Genomic DNA, 15,069 nt, shown 5'->3' with positions numbered 1-15,069 from the left:
GCTCGCCAAGCAGTCCGACGACCTGAAGGTCGCCGTCGAGAAGTTCCTCAGCGCCGTCCGCGCAGCCTGACCAAACACTGTTTCGCGATCGATGGCGGCGGGCTTTCCGCCGCCATCGCCTTTTGCGGCAGCCGCCGCCGATCGGCAGGCTGCCGTCCCGGGCGCGGTTCCCTGGTGTGGCCGCCTGTGCTAAGACCGGCCGAGACCACGGTAACCAGGGAGGCCGCAGATGACCGGCCCGCATGAGAAATCCGCGCATGAGAAGACCGGGCATAAGAAGACCGGGCATCCGACGATGACCGACGTGCTGGCCGCGCGCCGGCGCATCGCAGGGCTGGTGCGCCGCACGCCGCTCAATCCCTCGCCCAGCCTCAGCGCACGCCACGGCCAGCCGGTGCACCTGAAGTGCGAGCACCAGCAGACGACGGGGGCCTTCAAGCTGCGCGGCGCCACCAACGCGGTGCTGTCGCTGCCGCCGGAGCTGCGCGCGCGCGGCGTCACCGCCGCCTCGACCGGCAACCACGGCCGCGGCCTGGCCCACGCGGCCAGGCAGGCGGGCGCGCGCTGCATCGTCTGCATGTCGGCCCTGGTACCCGCCAACAAGGTGGCCGCCATCGAGGCCCTGGGCGCCGAGGCGCGCATTGTCGGCCTGTCGCAGGACGACGCCCAGGTCGAGGTCGACCGCCTGGTCGCCGAGGAGGGCATGGTCGCGCTGCCGCCCTTCGACCACCCGGACATCATCGCCGGCCAGGGCACCCTGGGCCTGGAGATGCTGGAGGACCTGCCCGAGGCCGACACCCTGGTGGTGCCGCTGTCCGGCGGCGGCCTGATCGCCGGCATCGCACTGGCGGCCAAGACCCTGAAGCCGGGCCTGCGCATCGTCGGCGTCTCCCAGCAGCGGGGGCCGGCCATGCACGACAGCCTCAAGGCCGGGCATCCGGTGCCGGTCGAGGAACTGCCGACGCTGGCGGACTCCCTGGGCGGCGGCATCGGCCTGAAAAATATTCACACCTACGCCCTGGTGCACGACCTGGTGGACGAGGTCATCCTGGTAAGCGAGGAAGAAATCGCGGGCGCCATCCGTCATGCCTACATCGAGGAGCGACAGATCGTCGAGGGCGGCGCCGCGGTCGGCATCGCGGCGCTGCTGCAAGCGCCGCGGCCCCAATCTTCAAGCTGCTGGGGAACCACCATCATCCTGCTGAGCGGCGGCAACATCGACATGGGCCTGCATGCCCGCATCGTCGCCGGCGAGAACCCCGACCTGTTGGCGGAATACCAGGCGCAACAGAGGAGCGCGCAAGAGAAAGCGGCACGCCATGCCTGAGATCAGCCTGCTGAGCGAAAGCGATCTGCGCGGCCTGCTGACGCTGGACCGCGACATCATCGCCTGCGTCGCGGACGCCTTCGAAGCTCTGGCGACCAAGCCGGTGGTGATGCCGCCGATCCTGCATCTGGAGATCGCCGATGCCAACGGCGAGATCGACGTGAAGACCGCCTACGTGCCGGGCCTCGACAGGCTGGCGATGAAGATGAGCCCCGGCTTTTTCGACAACCCGAAGATCGGCCTGCCCAGCCTGAACGGCCTGATGGTGGTGTTCAGCAGCAAGACCGGCCTGGTCGAGGCCATCCTGCTGGACAACGGCTATCTCACCGACCTGCGCACGGCAGCCGCCGGCGGCGTCGCCGCCGACACCCTGGCCCGCCAGGACGCAACCAAGGTCGGCATCGTCGGCGCCGGGGTGCAGGCGCGCCTGCAGCTGCAGGCGATCAGCCTGGTGCGGCCGCTGGAGCGCGCGCTGGTCTGGGCGCGCGACGGCGGCAACGCCGAGGCCTGCGCGCAGGAAATGACCGACGCGCTGGGCGTCCCCGTCCACATGGCCGAGGACATCGGCAAACTGACCGCCGAGAGCGACATCGTTGTCACCACGACGCCCGCCAACAGGCCGCTGATCGAAGCCGCGCAGCTGCACCCCGGCCTGACGGTGATCGCCATGGGCTCCGACGCGCCCTACAAGAACGAGATCGCGCCGGCGGCGCTCACCGCCGCCGACGGCTACTTCTGCGACCGCCTCTCCCAGGTGCGCCTGGTCGGCGAGCTGCACCACGCGATCGATGCCGGCGCCGTCGACGCCCATGCGGACTTCCCCGAACTGGGCCAGGTGATCGCCGGCCAGAAGCCGGGGCGCGCGGACGATACCCAGTGCCTGCTCTGCGACCTCACCGGCACCGGCGTGCAGGACACCGCCATCGCCGCCCTGGCCGTCGCCCGGGCCCGCACGGCGGGCGCCGGGACGCGGTTCACGTCCTAGGGGGTCGACCTCTCACCCCGCTCTCCGCCTGGAACAATGCCCCCGCCTGCGCCGTTCTCCTCTGCAAAAGGAGCAAGGCAATGGCTGAAAGCAACACACCATTATCCCGCGAGCTCTATTTCTCCCGCGACCGGACGTTCCATGGCTTCGTGCACATGTCGGCGTGGTTCGCGATCCACATCATCATAATCCTCGCGGGTCTGTACTTCCTGGGCGTCCAGAACCTGGCGACCTTCGGCATCTTCCTCATCGCGGCGGGGGTCGTCGCGCTCGGCTACGGCGCCGCGACGACGCCACGGGCCGTGGCGAAGGCCAGCGAAAAGCAGCCGAAGGAGAACCGCCCCCGCAGCTGACCAGCGCGGAGCTTTGGCGCCGAGTCTCGCGCTTGACAAACTTGGACGGTCGTCCTATTTTTTTCGGCGATCATTTGGACAAGCGTCCTAAATCGGAAGAAAGGACGGCGTCTTGGGCGACAAGGCGACCCGGGAACAGATCGTCGCGGCGGCTGACGGGCTGTTCTACCGGCAGGGTTTCGCGCACACATCCTTTACCGACATCGCCGAGGCGGTGCGGATTTCGCGCGGCAACTTCTATTACTACTTCAAGACCAAGGACGAGATCCTGGAGGCGGTCATCGCCGGGCGCCTGGAGAGCACGCAGGCGATGCTGGCGCGCTGGGAGGCCGAGGGCGCCACGCCTGCCGCGCGCATCCGCAGCTTCATCGACATCCTCATCGCCAACAAGTCGAAGATCAAACGTTACGGCTGCCCGGTCGGCACGCTGACCGGCGAGCTGGCGAAGCTCGGCCACGACGCCCGCGCCGCGGCGAACACGCTGTTCACCCTGTTCCGCAAATGGCTGAGGCGGCAGTTCGAGATCGCGGGCCGCCGCAAGGACGCCGATGCCCTGGCGCTGCACCTGCTGGCACGCAGCCAAGGGGTGGCCACGCTGGCCAATGCCCTGCGCGACGAGGCCTTCATCCGCCGCGAGGTGCAGGAGATGTACGATTGGCTGGATGTGCAGCTCGCCAAGGGCGCGCGGAAATAGGAGATCCCATGTTCATCGTTGAACTGAAGTTTGCACGGAACAAGAGCAAGGCCGGCCAGTTCATGGCAGGCCACAAGGCCTGGCTGCAGCGCGGCTTCGACGACGGCGTCTTCCTGCTGGCCGGCAGCCTGCAGCCGAACCTGGGCGGCGCGGTGGTGGCGCATGGCGTCTCCCGCGCCGAACTCGAGGCGCGGGTGAACGAAGACCCCTTCGTGGCCGAGGGCGTGGTGAGCGCCGGGATCACCGAACTGACGCCGTCGCGCGCCGACGCGCGGCTCGGCTTCCTGGTCGAGGCCTAAGCGCATGAGCGACACGGTCGAGGGGCCGGACGGCAAGCCGCGCTGCCGCTGGTGCGCCGCCGCACCCGAATTCTTCGCCTATCACGACCGCGAATGGGGCTTCCCGGTCGGCGACGACCGCCGCCTCTTCGAGAAGCTGTGCCTGGAAGGTTTCCAGTCGGGCCTCAGCTGGCGCACCATTCTGGCCAAGCGCGAGAACTTCCGCGCGGCCTTCAAGGATTTCGACGTCGACAAGGTGGCGCGCTTCACCACGCGCGATGTCGAGCGCCTGCTGAAGGACGCGGGCATCATCCGCCACCGCGGCAAGATCGAGGCAGCCATCAACAACGCCCGGCGCGCGCAGGATATGGTGGCGCAGGAAGGCTCGCTGGGCGCCTTCCTGTGGCGCTACGAGCCGGACCCGAAGACCCTCGGCAAGCCGCAGACGGCCTCGACCTCGCCGGAATCCATCGCGCTGTCCAAGGAATTGAAGAAGCGCGGCTGGAAGTTCGTCGGCCCGACCACGGTCTATGCCTTCATGCAGGCCATGGGCCTCATCAACGACCACGCCGAGGACTGCGTGATGCGACAGAAGGCGGCGCAGGCGCGAAAGGCGTTCAAGCGGCCGGGGCGGTGACGCCCGAGCCGCGGGGCCGCGGCCGCCGGCAATCGTTTGTCACGGCGCTTTGGCCGTCCGCGAATCAGAAGGTTCGCAACAGCGCCACTGTCATCGCCTTCTGAGCCTGCTGCACTTCGGGGCCGGGCAGCAGTGCGTTGACAACGATCATGGCCAGGGCCAGCAGCACCTGGACCAGTATGAACGCCAGGAAGATCAGGCGCGCGTCATAGATCGGTTGCGTCATATGACCTTCGGCCGGGAACTTCGGAGAGTACTGGTAGCCTCCGTGCTCATCGAGGGGCGGCAGTTCGGTTTTGCTTCGATCCGCGGGGTGCGGCGCGCCGACCTCATCCACGCCTCTGGTTTCGATGATCATCGTCGGGTTTATCATCAGGCTCGCGATGCCGACGGGCCAGAAGAACGACACGACAATCATCAGCCCTTTGCGCACGGCTGGTTGCAGCCGTTGAACCCATCGCCATCTCAATACCGCCTCGACCCAGACCAGCTTGCGATGGATCGGGCCTTTCTCGAAGGGAGGATAGGCCTTGAACGTATTGCGGAAGAAAGGGTCCCGGGGCGGCGGGGATGTCATCTCTTCCTTGAGAAAAGCGATGGAGGACGCATAGGCGCGGGCGAACACCACATAGATGACAAGAGCGTTCTTCAGCCAGGCCGGCCATGTCACGCGCGACACTGTCTCGAGCGGCAGGAATATCAAATCGCGGATGGCTGCATACAGCTGGTCGAGATACGTGACCGGCGCGCTGGCGGTAACGAGGTCGAGATTGCGGCACAGATTGAAGAGCGACAGCCCTCCCAAAACCGCAATCACCCAGGAAAGCGGCTGCCTGAGCGGTTCCGTCATCGATTTCGGGATCTTCATCGCGTCTCGCCTCTCTTCACGAGCCCCGCATCGGAGAGGCGTTCAGCTTAGTAGACCTTACCGCCATGCGCCGCTCTCCCGCTCAAAAACCCGGCGTTCCCAGCAGCGTCCTGACGCTGTCGATCTGGCCCAGCGCCCAGGCGAGCTGCTGGCGCTCGTAAGGCTCCATCTCGGCGGGGGCGACGCGGTTGGAGAGTTTCTCGCCGAGCGGCAGGTCGCGCAGCTGCTGATGCAGGATGGTGCCGAGCAGGATCTTGTGCGCCTCGATGAGACGGCCGATGAGCGCGGCATCGACGACGTCGAGCTGGCGGACCGCCTCCAGGCGTTCCGGCGTCGAGCGCGCGGCAATGCCGTGGGTCAGCGCGGCGATGCGCGCGGCGGCGAAGATCGGCATGATGCCGTTCTTCTTCAGATCGATGCGGCCATCCTCCAGCTTGGGACGGCCGCGCCAGTTGAGCGGCACGCGGAAGTCGCCGGCGGGCACGGCCATGGCCTTCAGGAAGGTGCGTGACGAGCGCGCGGCGGCGGCCGCCTCGGCGTAGAGGCGCTCCGCCAGCCGGAGGTCGCCGTGCACCGGCAAGGCGTCGAAGAAGATGTCGCTGTTGAGAATGTCCTCGGGCCGCGACTTGCCGATCCAGATCTCGATGCGGCGGCGCCAGCCGGCGAGGTCCATGCGCCATTGCGCCTTGGAGGCCATGATGCCGCCGGGGCAGTAGACCACGCCGGCATCGTTCAGCATGTCGGCGACCAGAATGCCGAGCTGCTCGAACCAGCGGTCCTCGGGACCGGCGGGCTCACCCTGATCGAAGACGATGGCGTTGTCCTGATCCATCGCCAGCAGGCTCTCGCCGCGCCCGCCCGAGCCCAGCACCAGCATGGCGTAGGCCCGGGGCGGGCCGCCCTCCCCGCGCGCCGCCAGCATCGCTTCGGCCAGCTCGCAGGCGCGCTTGGTGAGCGCGCGCAGTTCGCGCGAGACGATGGCGGCGATGTCGCGCGGGTCGGCCTCCTCGTAGACCAGGCCGCGCGCCACCGTGGTGAGGCCGGCCCAGATGCGCCCCAGATCTTCCGGCGTCTCCGCCTGCTCCAGGCTGTCGCCGAGAGAGAGCGCATCGCTGGCGCGCTGGCGCAGGAGGTCGCGCGCGCTGAGGGCGCCGACCAGCCGGCCCGCGGCGTCGCGCACGCCGAGGTGGCGGAAGCCGCGCTTCGACATACCGGCGATGGCGCGGTAGACGAACTCGTCGCTCTCGATGGTGACCAGCGGGACTTTGGCGTAGCGCGCAACCGGCGCCGCCAGGGCACCCGCCGGGTCGGCGTTCATGGCGCGCAGGATGTCGCGCTCGGTAAGGATGCCCCACTCCCCAGGGTCGTCCGGGCCGGGCTCGGCCGGTTCGACAAAGACCGAGCTGATGCCGCGCTCGATCATCTGCGCCAGCGCCTCCTGCAGGCTGCGCGTGCCGGCGATGGTGACCGCCGGCAGGCGCATCACGTCGGCGACCCGGTGGCGGTAGGGAAAGCTGTCGATGCGGGCGTACTCGGCGACGCTGCGCGGGGCCTGGCGGGTGTCGCGCACGACGTCGTGCCAGCCGGCCTGCGCCTCCTCCTCCAGGCGGGCGGTGAGGCTGCGGCAGACCCGCTCGGCCTGGGCCAGGGTGACGATGCCCTTCTCGCGCAGGCGCGGGAGCAGCGCCTTGAAGATGCGCCCGGCGGTCTCCGCGTCGCCAAGGGCACGGTGGCGCTCGCCGACCTCGACGCCCAGCCACTGGGCGGCCACCTCCAGGGACTGGCCGGGCAGGTGGGGGGCCACCAGCTGCAGCAGGTGGCGCACGCAGAGCGAGCGCGGCGCCGTCCAGGCCACCCCGTGGCGCTGGTGCTCGGCCTTCAGCACCGCGAGGTCGAAGCCGATCGAATAACCGACCACCACCGACTTGCCGACCCAGTCGGTGAAGGCCGCCATCGCCTGCGGAAAGGCGGCGGCGCCGGCCACCTCGTCATCGGTCAGGCTGTGGATGGCGGTCGAGGCGGGCGGGATCGGCACGCCGGGATCGACCAGGGCGGCATAGCTGGGCGCGGCGCCGGGGGGGCCGCCCTTGAGGCGCACTGCGGCGATTTCCACCACGCGGTCGGTCTTCACGTCCAGCCCGGTCGTCTCGGTGTCCATGGCGACCACCGGGATGGCATGCAGCGGCAGGCCCGACAGGCCGGCGCCCTCCACGGAATGGAAACTCATCCGCCTGCCTCCCCCCTCGCCCCCTCGTTGGCCGGACGCGTTCGCCGGACGGCGCGGCGTCAGGCCGGGACGGCGCCCGCCCGGCTTGCCAGATGGGCGGCCCCGGCCAGGACCGCGGCCCCGTCGACGCGCTTGTCGAGCGCCTGGCGCACGTCGCGCCAGGTGAACTTGATGGAGTTCTCCACGATCTCCGCGTCGTGCTTCTTCAGCGCCTGGGCGATCGGCGCCCAGCGCACCAGGGCCGCCGGGCTCTCCGTGAAGATGGCGCGGCCCTGCGGCCCCCCGTCCCAGTCCCAGAAGGCCAGGCGGCGCCGGAAGGCGGCCAGCGCTTCTTCCGGCGAGAAGGCCGCCACGGCGCCCGCCTGCCCCGCATTGTCGGCAAGGCCACGCTCGAAGCAGTGCAGGGCCAGGGCGCGGCAGGTTTCGGCGTCTGGCAGGGAGGCGGCCGGCAGGGAGGCGCCCGGGCCGGCCGGGGCGTCCTGGAGGACGCGCGACACGGCGAAAATAGCAAGGTCCGATAGGCAGGCCGCGTAGATCTGCAGCTTGGCGATGTCGACCGAGGTGATGAAGACTTCGTCCTCGAAGACATGAGGGTAGCGCGTCCCCATGCGCGTCTTCAGGTAGCCGTAGAGGGTCTTCTGGGCGACGTAGGCCGCCCGGGTGGAAACGAAACCGCAGAGCGAATCGACCGAATCGATGGGCCCCGAGTCGCGCCGCACGGTCAGGCGCGCCATGAACTCCGGCACCAGGGCCTTCGCCCGATCGACAAGAGGCTGCAACAGGGGCATCACCCACAAAAGCCTTTCAAAGAGCCGGTTACAGCCGGCCGGGACAGCAAGGCCATTAAATTTCCGTAGGCTGTCATCATTATTGGTATTGCGATACTACCTATTTTTGTACAATCGTGAACTGCTACCCTTTGTTCGCCATGTGCGTGCAAGTAGGGGGCCAAGGTAATGCCAAAACAATAATTGCCTCGGGGGATATGATGCCAGAAATCAGCCGAGACGCCAAAGAGCGTCATTGGATCAGAACGCGAAACCTCACCATAGGGGTCCTCGTGGTCTGGTTCGTCTTCTCCTTCGTCGTTCCGTGGTTCGCCAGGGAACTGAACGCCTTCACATTCATCGGATTTCCTCTGGGCTACTACATGATCGTCCAGGGGTCGCTCATCGTCTTCGTGGTGCTGATCTTCTTCCAGAACTGGAAGCAGGACCAGATCGACGACGAAGCCGGCGCCGGCGAAGAGTAGGGGGCGACCATGAGACTACAAGGCAAATTCACCGACAATCTCGGCAAGATCTACGGCCTCTACACCGGCGGCTTCGTCTTCTTCATCCTGCTGATGGCGATCGCGGAGCAGTTCGGGGCATCGGCCAGGTTCATCGGCCTGGCGTTCGTCGGCTTCACCGTCTTCATCTACGCCCTGATCGGCTGGCTTTCGCGCACCATGCAGGTCGAGGCCTACTACGTGGCCGGCCGTGAGGTGCCCGCCGTCTACAACGGCATGGCGACGGCGGCGGACTGGATGTCCGGCGCCTCCTTCGTCGCCCTGGCCGGCGGCATCTACTTCGGCGGCTACGGCTATCTTGCCTTCGTCGTCGGCTGGACCGGCGGCTACGTGCTGGTGAACTCGCTGATGGCGCCGTACCTGCGCAAGTTCGGCTGCTACACGGTGCCGGACTTCATCGGCACCCGCTACGGCGGCAACTTCGCCCGCTTCTGCGCGGTCGTCATCCTGGTGGTGGCTTCCTTCACCTACGTGACGGCGCAGATCAATGCCTCCGGCACCATCGCCGCCCGCGCCTTCAACATTCCCTTCGCGGCGGGCGTGTGGATCGGCCTGGTCGGCATCCTGCTGTGCTCCATGCTGGGTGGCATGCGCGCGGTGACCTGGACCCAGGTGGCCCAGTACATCGTGCTCATCATCGCCTACCTGACGCCGGTCATCTGGATGTCCAACGTACAGGGCTTCGGCATCATCCCGCACTTCAGCTACGGCGACGCGGTGCAACGCATCGCCGAACTGGAGCCGATGCTGGGCCTCGGCGCCGCGCCGGCGGAGGGAGCGCCAGCCGGCGTAGCCACCCTGCGAACGCCGCACAACGCACCGATGGGCGGCATGGACAGCTGGAAGTTCGTCACCCTGGCGTTCTGCATGATGGCCGGTACGGCGTCGCTGCCGCACATCCTCATGCGGTACTTCACCACGCCGTCGGTCAGGTCCGCCCGCAAGTCGGTCGCCTGGTCGCTGCTGTTCATCTTCCTGCTGTACTTCACGGCGCCGGCGCTCGCCACGCTGTCGAAGCTGCAGCTGCTCGACCCGACGCTGCCGACGGCGATCATCGGCCAGTCGATCGAAGCTGTGAACAATCTCGCCTGGATCAGAAACTGGGCGGAGGTCGGGATGCTGGCCATCGTCGACGGCAACGGCGACGGTATCCTGCAGCTCAACGAGTTCTTCATGCGTGCGGACATCACCGTGCTGGCAACGCCGGAAATCGCCGGCCTGCCTTACGTGATCTCCGGCCTGGTCGCCGCCGGCGGCCTGGCGGCCGCCATGTCGACGGCCGACGGCCTGCTGCTGGCGATCGCCAACGCCCTCAGCCACGACCTGTACTACAAGATGATCGATCCGAAGGCGGACACCAAGCACCGCCTGATCGTCGCCCGCGTCCTGCTGGTGGTGATCGGTGCCCTCGGCGCCCTAATCGCCAGCTTGCAGCTGACGGGTATCCTGGGTGCGGTGGCCTGGGCCTTCTGCTTCGCCTGCTCCGGCCTGTTCTTCCCACTGGTCCTCGGCGTCTGGTGGAAGCGGGCCAACACGGCCGGCGCGATCGCCGGCATGGTCGTCGGTTTCGTCGCCGGCTCGGCCTACCTCTACTATGTCTTCCCTGGAGGCATGGGCGGTACGCCGTGGCTCGGCATCGATCACCTGCGCTTCGGGATGATCGGCATGCCGGCCAGCCTGATCGCCATGGTCGTCGTCAGCCTGATGACCCCGGCGCCCGATGCGGAGACCCAGGCGATGGTCGACGAGGTTCGCCTGCCCTCCGGCGAGACGATCCTCGGCGCGGCGCACTGATACCGCGTCCGTTGGAAGTATGAGACTGGGTGGCGGAGCTTGCTCCGCCACCCTTTTTCTTCCAGGCTCGCTTTCCTGAGAAGCACCCCGAAAAGAACCCCGAAAGAACGACGACGCTGCGATGACCGATCCGCTGTCAGTCTTTCCGATCTGGATCGTGGCGATCGACTACGTCCTCGGCGTCATCATGTGGACGCTGATCGGCCGCGTCGCGATGAACATCTTTCTGCCGGAAGATTCCAACTGGTTCTTCATGCGGATCTTCGTGAAGTACACCAACCCGATCCTCAGGGTGTTCCGCCCGGTGACGCCCGGCTTCCTGCTGCCGCAGCTGGTGCCGCTCTACGTCGCCTGGTTCTTCTTCATGATCCGCTTCTACCTGATGCCCTGGCTGCTCGGCTACTCGGTGATGGGCATGCTGTCGTTCCCGCTGGAGAGCGACATCACCTTCGCCATCTATGACATGTTCTACGACAAGCCGGAGAACTGAGGCGGCGCCCCGCCGCCCCTCCCCACACCCTGGCGCCTGAGCGAAGCGGGGACTCTTCCCTGCGCCGGCTTCTGCGCTATACCCTTCTGCGCTATACCCTTCTGCGCTATTTCCCTCTGCGCTATACAGGGCGGTTCCCGACATCGCCCGAAACGCAAAAGCAGAGGCCGCCCCGATGACCGCATCCGTCACCGTCTCCCCCGCAGAGCTGCGCCGCCTTGCCGTCGCCGCGCTGAGCGCCGCCGGCGCCCAGGCACAGCACGCGGCCTGGACCGCCGATATCCTGGTGGAGGGCGACATGATGGGCCTGGGCACCCACGGCGTGCTGCGCCTGCTGACCTACTGCGAGCGCCTGCGCCTCGGCGGCATCAAGGGCGCGGCCGACATCGCGGTGGAACGCCGGGCAGCGTCGCTCGCCCTGGTCGACGGCGACAACGGCCTGGGGCCGGCGGTCGCCATGGCGGCGCTGGAGGCCGGCCTCGCCATGGTCGCCGACAGCGGCATGGCCTACCTCGGCTGCCGCGAGTCGAACCACCTGGGCGCCCTCGCCCCCTACGGGCTGAAGGCCTGCGCGGCGGGCTACGTGCTCATCTGCGGCACCAACGCCTCGACCACCATCGCCCCCTGGGGCGGCCGCGAGGCGCGCCTGGGTAACAATCCGCTGTCGATCGCGGCGCCATGCCCCGGCTCAACGGAGTCCGGGGGGCCGCACTTCCTGCTCGACATGGCGATGAGCGTCGCCGCGCGCGGCAAGATCCGCAAGGCGCTGGACGAGGGCCAGCCGATCCCCGAGGGCTGGGCGGTGGACGCCGCCGGCAAGCCGACCACCGATCCGGCGGCGGCGCTCTCCGGCTTCCTGCTGCCGTTCGGCGGCCACAAGGGCTCCGGCCTGTCGCTGGCCGTCGACATGCTGTCGGGCGTCTTGAGCGGCGCGCGCTTCCTCACCGACATCTCGCCCTGGACCGATTACCCGGAGCGGCCCTGCGGGACCGGCCACTTCTTCCTGCTGATCGATCCCAAGCGCCTGCTGGGTGCAGAGGCCTACGATGCCGCCATCGCACATTTCCGCGACATCGTGCAGACCACGCCGCCGGCCGATACCGCCCAGCCGGTGCAGCTGCCGGGCCAGCGCGAACAGGAGCGCCGGGCCGCCGCGCTCAGCAGCGGCGTGGCGATCCCCGGAGACCTGCTGGCGCAGATCGAGGCCCTGGCCGCGGCCTGAACGGCCTCACGCGGAGGGCCGCAAGGCGGTGTCGGCGGCGGTCCACTCCTCGGTGATGGCCTTCAGCTCCTGCAGCAGCGCCGCCTGCACCTGGGTCGGTTTCCAGTCGCGGCGCAGGGTGGCGACGATGGCGCGCCGCGGCTCGGGCAGCGGGACATCGAGCGCGGCCAGCAGCCCCGATTCGAGCTCAACGGCGATCTGGCGGCGCGACAGCACGGTGAGGCGGTCGCTTTCCAGCAGCAGCGCGCGCACCGAGACGAGCGCGCCGGTTTCGATCAGCCCCTCGCTCTGCGGCGCGCCGACCTTGCGCAGCAGCTCGTCGCAGCGCCAGCGCGTGGGTGTGCCGTAGCGCGGCAGGATCCAGGGATAGCGGGCGAGGTCCTCCAGCCCCGTCACGCCATTCACTGCCAGCGGATGATCGGCGCGCGCCACCACCGCCAGCACGTCATCGAACAGCGGCACCTCGACAACGTCGTCGGTGGCCAGCGGCCGCCCGGCGGTGACGATGAGGTCGAGATCGCCGGCGCGCAGGCCCAGCAGCAGCTGGTCGTAGGTGCCGTCCTGGATGAGAAACTGGGCATCGGGAAAGGCCTTGGCGGCGCGCGCCACGGCACGCGGCACCAACTCGCTGCGCCCCAGCGCCAGGGAACCGATGGCGACGCGCCCGCGGTGGCGGCCGCGCGCCTCGTCGAGGTCGTCGGCGACGAGGTCGATCTCCTTCAGGATCAGCGCGACGGCGGCGGCGAAGTCGGCCCCGCCGCGGGTCGGCGCCACGCCCAGGCTGGTGTGTTCCAGCAGTTCGACGCCCAGCACGTCCTGCAGCTGGCGCACCGCCCGGTGCACCGAGGGCTGCGACAGGCCGAGCAGCCGCGCGCCCGCCTTGAAGCCGCCGCCGCGCGCCGTCGCCAGAAAGGCGGCGAGCTGGGACAGCGACAGCATGCGATCGAGCGCCTGGGGGCCGGGCGTCCGGGCGCCGCGGGCTGCCTCTGGACGTTGTGTCTCTGGACGGGCGGCTTCTGGGGCCGCGGAGCGCTGCTGGGCGCCCGGACGTTGTTGGGCGGCGGCCCGCTGGGTCGCCGCGCGCAGTCGCGCCAGGGCGCGGTCGATGCGCTCTACCGCGACGCGGCCCAGTTCGGTCGGATAGACGCCGGCGGCGCTGCGCTCCAGCAGGCGGCAGCCGTAGTAGGCCTCCAGCTTGCCCACCGCCTGGCTGACCGCGGACTGGGTGATGTGCGCTGCCTCTGCCGCCCGGCTAATGTTTCGTTCACCAACTGCCAGGCTAAACGCCCTCAAATGGCGTAGATTGGGGCGTTCCGGCCGTTTACTTTGTGTGGACATGAATAGCCAAACGTAATGGTTCCGCCGCTGTTTTTTCTTATACAGACAAAGCCTCTGCGGCAATACTCCCCCGCAGAAAAAGACCAATCAATGAGGGAGGGTCCAATGGCAGGGCAAACCGCCTTGGTCGTCAGTGCGCATGCCGCCGATTTCGTCTGGCGCGCCGGCGGCGCAATCGCGTTGCATGCGGCCAAGGGCTACGCCGTAACCATCGTCTGCCTGTCGTTCGGCGAGCGCGGCGAATCCGCCAAGCTGTGGAAGCAGCCGGACATCACGCTGCAGGCGGTGAAAGATGCCCGCCGCAAGGAGTCCGAAGCCGCCGCCAAGGCGCTGAAGGCCCACGACATCGAATTTTTCGACCTCGGCGACTATCCGCTGGTGGCCGGCCCGGAGGCCAAGGAGCGTCTGGTCGACGTCATGCGCCGGGTGCAGCCGGCCTTCATGCTGACCCACTCCAAGGCCGACCCCTACAACAGCGACCATCCCTACGCGACCCAGGTCACGCTGGAGTGCCGCTCGACCGCCCAGGCCTGGGGCCATAAGCCGGGCGAGAAGGTGCTGGGCGCGCCGCAGCTCTACCTCTTCGAGCCGCACCAGACCGAGCAGTGCGACTGGCGCCCCGACACCATCCTGGACATCACCGACGTGTGGGGGCAGAAGCGCGCCGCCATCGAGTGCATGGAAGGCCAGGAGCACCTGTGGTCCTACTACACCAACGTGGCCGAGAACCGCGGCAACCAGTTCCGCCGCAATTCCGGCGGCCAGGCCGGCGGGCGCCCGGCCAAGTATGCCGAGGCCTTCCAGTCGATCTTCCCCCGCACGGTTGACGAGCTGTAAGGGAGGGCGCGCGATGAGCACTGTCGTCACCAACTGCCCGCGTACCGAGCAGGCCGTCGTCGACGGCCTCGCCGCCTGCGGCGTCGCCACGGTGCATGAGGCGCAGGGCCGCACGGGCCTGCTGCAGAGCTTCATGCGGCCGATCTACCGGGGTGCGCGCATCGCCGGCAACGCGGTCACCGTGTCGCTGCCGCCGGCCGACAACTGGATGATCCACGTCGCGGTGGAGCAGTGCCAGGCGGGCGACATCGTCGTCATCACGCCGACCTCGCCCAGCGACCAGGGCTACTTCGGCGAGCTGCTGGCCCAGTCGATGATCGCGCGCAAAGTGCGCGGCCTCATCATCGAGGCCGGCACCCGCGACACCGCCGAACTGACCAAGCTGGGCTTCCCGGTGTGGTCCAAGGCGGTCTCCGCCCAGGGCACGGTGAAGGAGACCATCGGCTCGGTGAACGTTCCCATCGCCTGCGCCGGCGCGATCGTCGAGCCCGGCGACGTCATCGTCGCGGACGACGACGGTGTCTGCGTGGTGAAGCGCGAAGAGGCGGCGGCGGTGCTGGCCAAGGCCAAGGCCCGCGAGGACAAGGAAGACGCCACGCGCGCACGCCTGCAGGCCGGCGAGCTGGGTCTCGACATCTACGGCATGCGCGAGCGCCTGGCCGAGAAGGGTCTGAAGTACGTCGACCACGGCAGCTGGAAGGCGGCCGCCTCAAAGACCGGGGGCTAAG

General features: G+C 68.4%; 16 protein-coding genes. 12 read left to right on the top strand and 4 right to left on the bottom strand.

Going from position 1 to position 15,069, the window contains the following annotated elements:
- The first annotated feature begins 229 nt into the window (after positions 1–229).
- From eutB to WDC82_RS24900, 6 genes are all read left to right on the top strand, one after another.
- Positions 230–1,327, top strand: coding sequence for a hydroxyectoine utilization dehydratase EutB (gene eutB / locus WDC82_RS24925; RefSeq protein WP_340120161.1), 1,098 nt, complete (start codon positions 230–232; stop codon positions 1,325–1,327).
- Positions 1,320–2,312 (top strand): cyclodeaminase, encoded by a 993-nt coding sequence (locus WDC82_RS24920; protein WP_340120160.1) that lies wholly within the window; start codon positions 1,320–1,322, stop codon positions 2,310–2,312. Before eutB ends, WDC82_RS24920 begins: the two co-directional genes overlap by 8 nt.
- Before the next feature lie 80 nt (positions 2,313–2,392).
- Positions 2,393–2,665, top strand: coding sequence for a hypothetical protein (locus WDC82_RS24915; protein WP_340120159.1), 273 nt, complete (start codon positions 2,393–2,395; stop codon positions 2,663–2,665).
- A gap of 112 nt (positions 2,666–2,777) precedes the next feature.
- Positions 2,778–3,359, top strand: a complete 582-nt coding sequence (locus WDC82_RS24910) for a TetR/AcrR family transcriptional regulator (RefSeq protein WP_340120158.1) — start codon at positions 2,778–2,780, stop codon at positions 3,357–3,359.
- Between the two features lie 8 nt (positions 3,360–3,367).
- Positions 3,368–3,658 carry a YciI family protein gene (locus WDC82_RS24905; protein WP_340120157.1) on the top strand — a complete coding sequence of 97 codons (291 nt, stop codon included), beginning with the start codon at positions 3,368–3,370 and terminating at the stop codon, positions 3,656–3,658.
- A gap of 4 nt (positions 3,659–3,662) precedes the next feature.
- Positions 3,663–4,274 (top strand): DNA-3-methyladenine glycosylase I, encoded by a 612-nt coding sequence (locus tag WDC82_RS24900; RefSeq protein WP_340120156.1) that lies wholly within the window; start codon positions 3,663–3,665, stop codon positions 4,272–4,274.
- 64 nt (positions 4,275–4,338) lie between these two features.
- On the opposite strand, the gene WDC82_RS24895 is transcribed toward WDC82_RS24900, so the two are convergent.
- From WDC82_RS24895 to WDC82_RS24885, 3 genes are all read right to left on the bottom strand, one after another.
- A complete protein-coding gene (locus WDC82_RS24895; RefSeq protein ID WP_340120155.1) occupies positions 4,339–5,142 on the bottom strand; it encodes a hypothetical protein in 804 nt (267 codons plus the stop codon).
- Between the two features lie 82 nt (positions 5,143–5,224).
- Positions 5,225–7,369, bottom strand: coding sequence for a DUF294 nucleotidyltransferase-like domain-containing protein (locus WDC82_RS24890; protein WP_340120154.1), 2,145 nt, complete (start codon positions 7,367–7,369; stop codon positions 5,225–5,227).
- A 59-nt stretch (positions 7,370–7,428) separates the two neighbouring features.
- Entirely contained in the window at positions 7,429–8,157 is a 729-nt protein-coding gene (locus WDC82_RS24885) for a hypothetical protein (protein ID WP_340120153.1), read from the bottom strand.
- 140 nt (positions 8,158–8,297) lie between these two features.
- Between WDC82_RS24885 and WDC82_RS24880 the strand changes: the two genes are divergently transcribed.
- From WDC82_RS24880 to WDC82_RS24865, 4 genes are all read left to right on the top strand, one after another.
- Entirely contained in the window at positions 8,298–8,621 is a 324-nt protein-coding gene (locus WDC82_RS24880) for a DUF4212 domain-containing protein (RefSeq protein ID WP_340120162.1), read from the top strand.
- Positions 8,622–8,630: 9 nt separating this feature from the next.
- Positions 8,631–10,454, top strand: coding sequence for a sodium:solute symporter family protein (locus tag WDC82_RS24875; protein WP_340120152.1), 1,824 nt, complete (start codon positions 8,631–8,633; stop codon positions 10,452–10,454).
- Positions 10,455–10,575: 121 nt separating this feature from the next.
- A complete protein-coding gene (locus WDC82_RS24870) occupies positions 10,576–10,944 on the top strand; it encodes a hypothetical protein (RefSeq protein ID WP_340120151.1) in 369 nt (122 codons plus the stop codon).
- Between the two features lie 175 nt (positions 10,945–11,119).
- On the top strand, positions 11,120–12,166 hold the full coding sequence (locus WDC82_RS24865; RefSeq protein ID WP_340120150.1) for an Ldh family oxidoreductase: 1,047 nt from the start codon (positions 11,120–11,122) through the stop codon (positions 12,164–12,166).
- 6 nt (positions 12,167–12,172) lie between these two features.
- On the opposite strand, the gene WDC82_RS24860 is transcribed toward WDC82_RS24865, so the two are convergent.
- Complete coding sequence (locus WDC82_RS24860; RefSeq protein WP_340120149.1) at positions 12,173–13,504, bottom strand: LysR family transcriptional regulator; 1,332 nt, start codon at positions 13,502–13,504, stop codon at positions 12,173–12,175.
- A gap of 105 nt (positions 13,505–13,609) precedes the next feature.
- Between WDC82_RS24860 and WDC82_RS24855 the strand changes: the two genes are divergently transcribed.
- Positions 13,610–14,341, top strand: a complete 732-nt coding sequence (locus WDC82_RS24855) for a PIG-L deacetylase family protein (protein WP_340120148.1) — start codon at positions 13,610–13,612, stop codon at positions 14,339–14,341.
- 13 nt (positions 14,342–14,354) lie between these two features.
- Positions 14,355–15,068 (top strand): 4-carboxy-4-hydroxy-2-oxoadipate aldolase/oxaloacetate decarboxylase, encoded by a 714-nt coding sequence (locus WDC82_RS24850; RefSeq protein ID WP_340120147.1) that lies wholly within the window; start codon positions 14,355–14,357, stop codon positions 15,066–15,068.
- Position 15,069 lies beyond the last annotated feature (1 nt).

Origin of the sequence: Pelagibius sp. 7325, assembly GCF_037652055.1 — a bacterium.
In the GTDB taxonomy this organism is placed as follows: Bacteria; Pseudomonadota; Alphaproteobacteria; order Kiloniellales; family Kiloniellaceae; genus Pelagibius.
The sequence above is the reverse complement of the archived record's forward strand: the minus strand, read 5'-3'. Positions and strand labels throughout refer to the sequence as shown.

Excerpts from the sequence above, each read along its gene's own strand:
- eutB (WP_340120161.1), top strand. The coding sequence starts at position 230 with ATGACCGGCCCGCATGAGAAATCCGCGCATGAGAAGACCGGGCATAAG.
- WDC82_RS24920 (WP_340120160.1), top strand. The coding sequence starts at position 1,320 with ATGCCTGAGATCAGCCTGCTGAGCGAAAGCGATCTGCGCGGCCTGCTG.
- WDC82_RS24915 (WP_340120159.1), top strand. The coding sequence starts at position 2,393 with ATGGCTGAAAGCAACACACCATTATCCCGCGAGCTCTATTTCTCCCGC.
- WDC82_RS24905 (WP_340120157.1), top strand. The coding sequence starts at position 3,368 with ATGTTCATCGTTGAACTGAAGTTTGCACGGAACAAGAGCAAGGCCGGC.
- WDC82_RS24900 (WP_340120156.1), top strand. The coding sequence starts at position 3,663 with ATGAGCGACACGGTCGAGGGGCCGGACGGCAAGCCGCGCTGCCGCTGG.
- WDC82_RS24895 (WP_340120155.1), bottom strand. The coding sequence starts at position 5,142 with ATGAAGATCCCGAAATCGATGACGGAACCGCTCAGGCAGCCGCTTTCC.
- WDC82_RS24890 (WP_340120154.1), bottom strand. The coding sequence starts at position 7,369 with ATGAGTTTCCATTCCGTGGAGGGCGCCGGCCTGTCGGGCCTGCCGCTG.
- WDC82_RS24885 (WP_340120153.1), bottom strand. The coding sequence starts at position 8,157 with ATGCCCCTGTTGCAGCCTCTTGTCGATCGGGCGAAGGCCCTGGTGCCG.
- WDC82_RS24880 (WP_340120162.1), top strand. The coding sequence starts at position 8,298 with ATGTGCGTGCAAGTAGGGGGCCAAGGTAATGCCAAAACAATAATTGCC.
- WDC82_RS24875 (WP_340120152.1), top strand. The coding sequence starts at position 8,631 with ATGAGACTACAAGGCAAATTCACCGACAATCTCGGCAAGATCTACGGC.
- WDC82_RS24870 (WP_340120151.1), top strand. The coding sequence starts at position 10,576 with ATGACCGATCCGCTGTCAGTCTTTCCGATCTGGATCGTGGCGATCGAC.
- WDC82_RS24865 (WP_340120150.1), top strand. The coding sequence starts at position 11,120 with ATGACCGCATCCGTCACCGTCTCCCCCGCAGAGCTGCGCCGCCTTGCC.
- WDC82_RS24860 (WP_340120149.1), bottom strand. The coding sequence starts at position 13,504 with ATGTCCACACAAAGTAAACGGCCGGAACGCCCCAATCTACGCCATTTG.
- WDC82_RS24855 (WP_340120148.1), top strand. The coding sequence starts at position 13,610 with ATGGCAGGGCAAACCGCCTTGGTCGTCAGTGCGCATGCCGCCGATTTC.
- WDC82_RS24850 (WP_340120147.1), top strand. The coding sequence starts at position 14,355 with ATGAGCACTGTCGTCACCAACTGCCCGCGTACCGAGCAGGCCGTCGTC.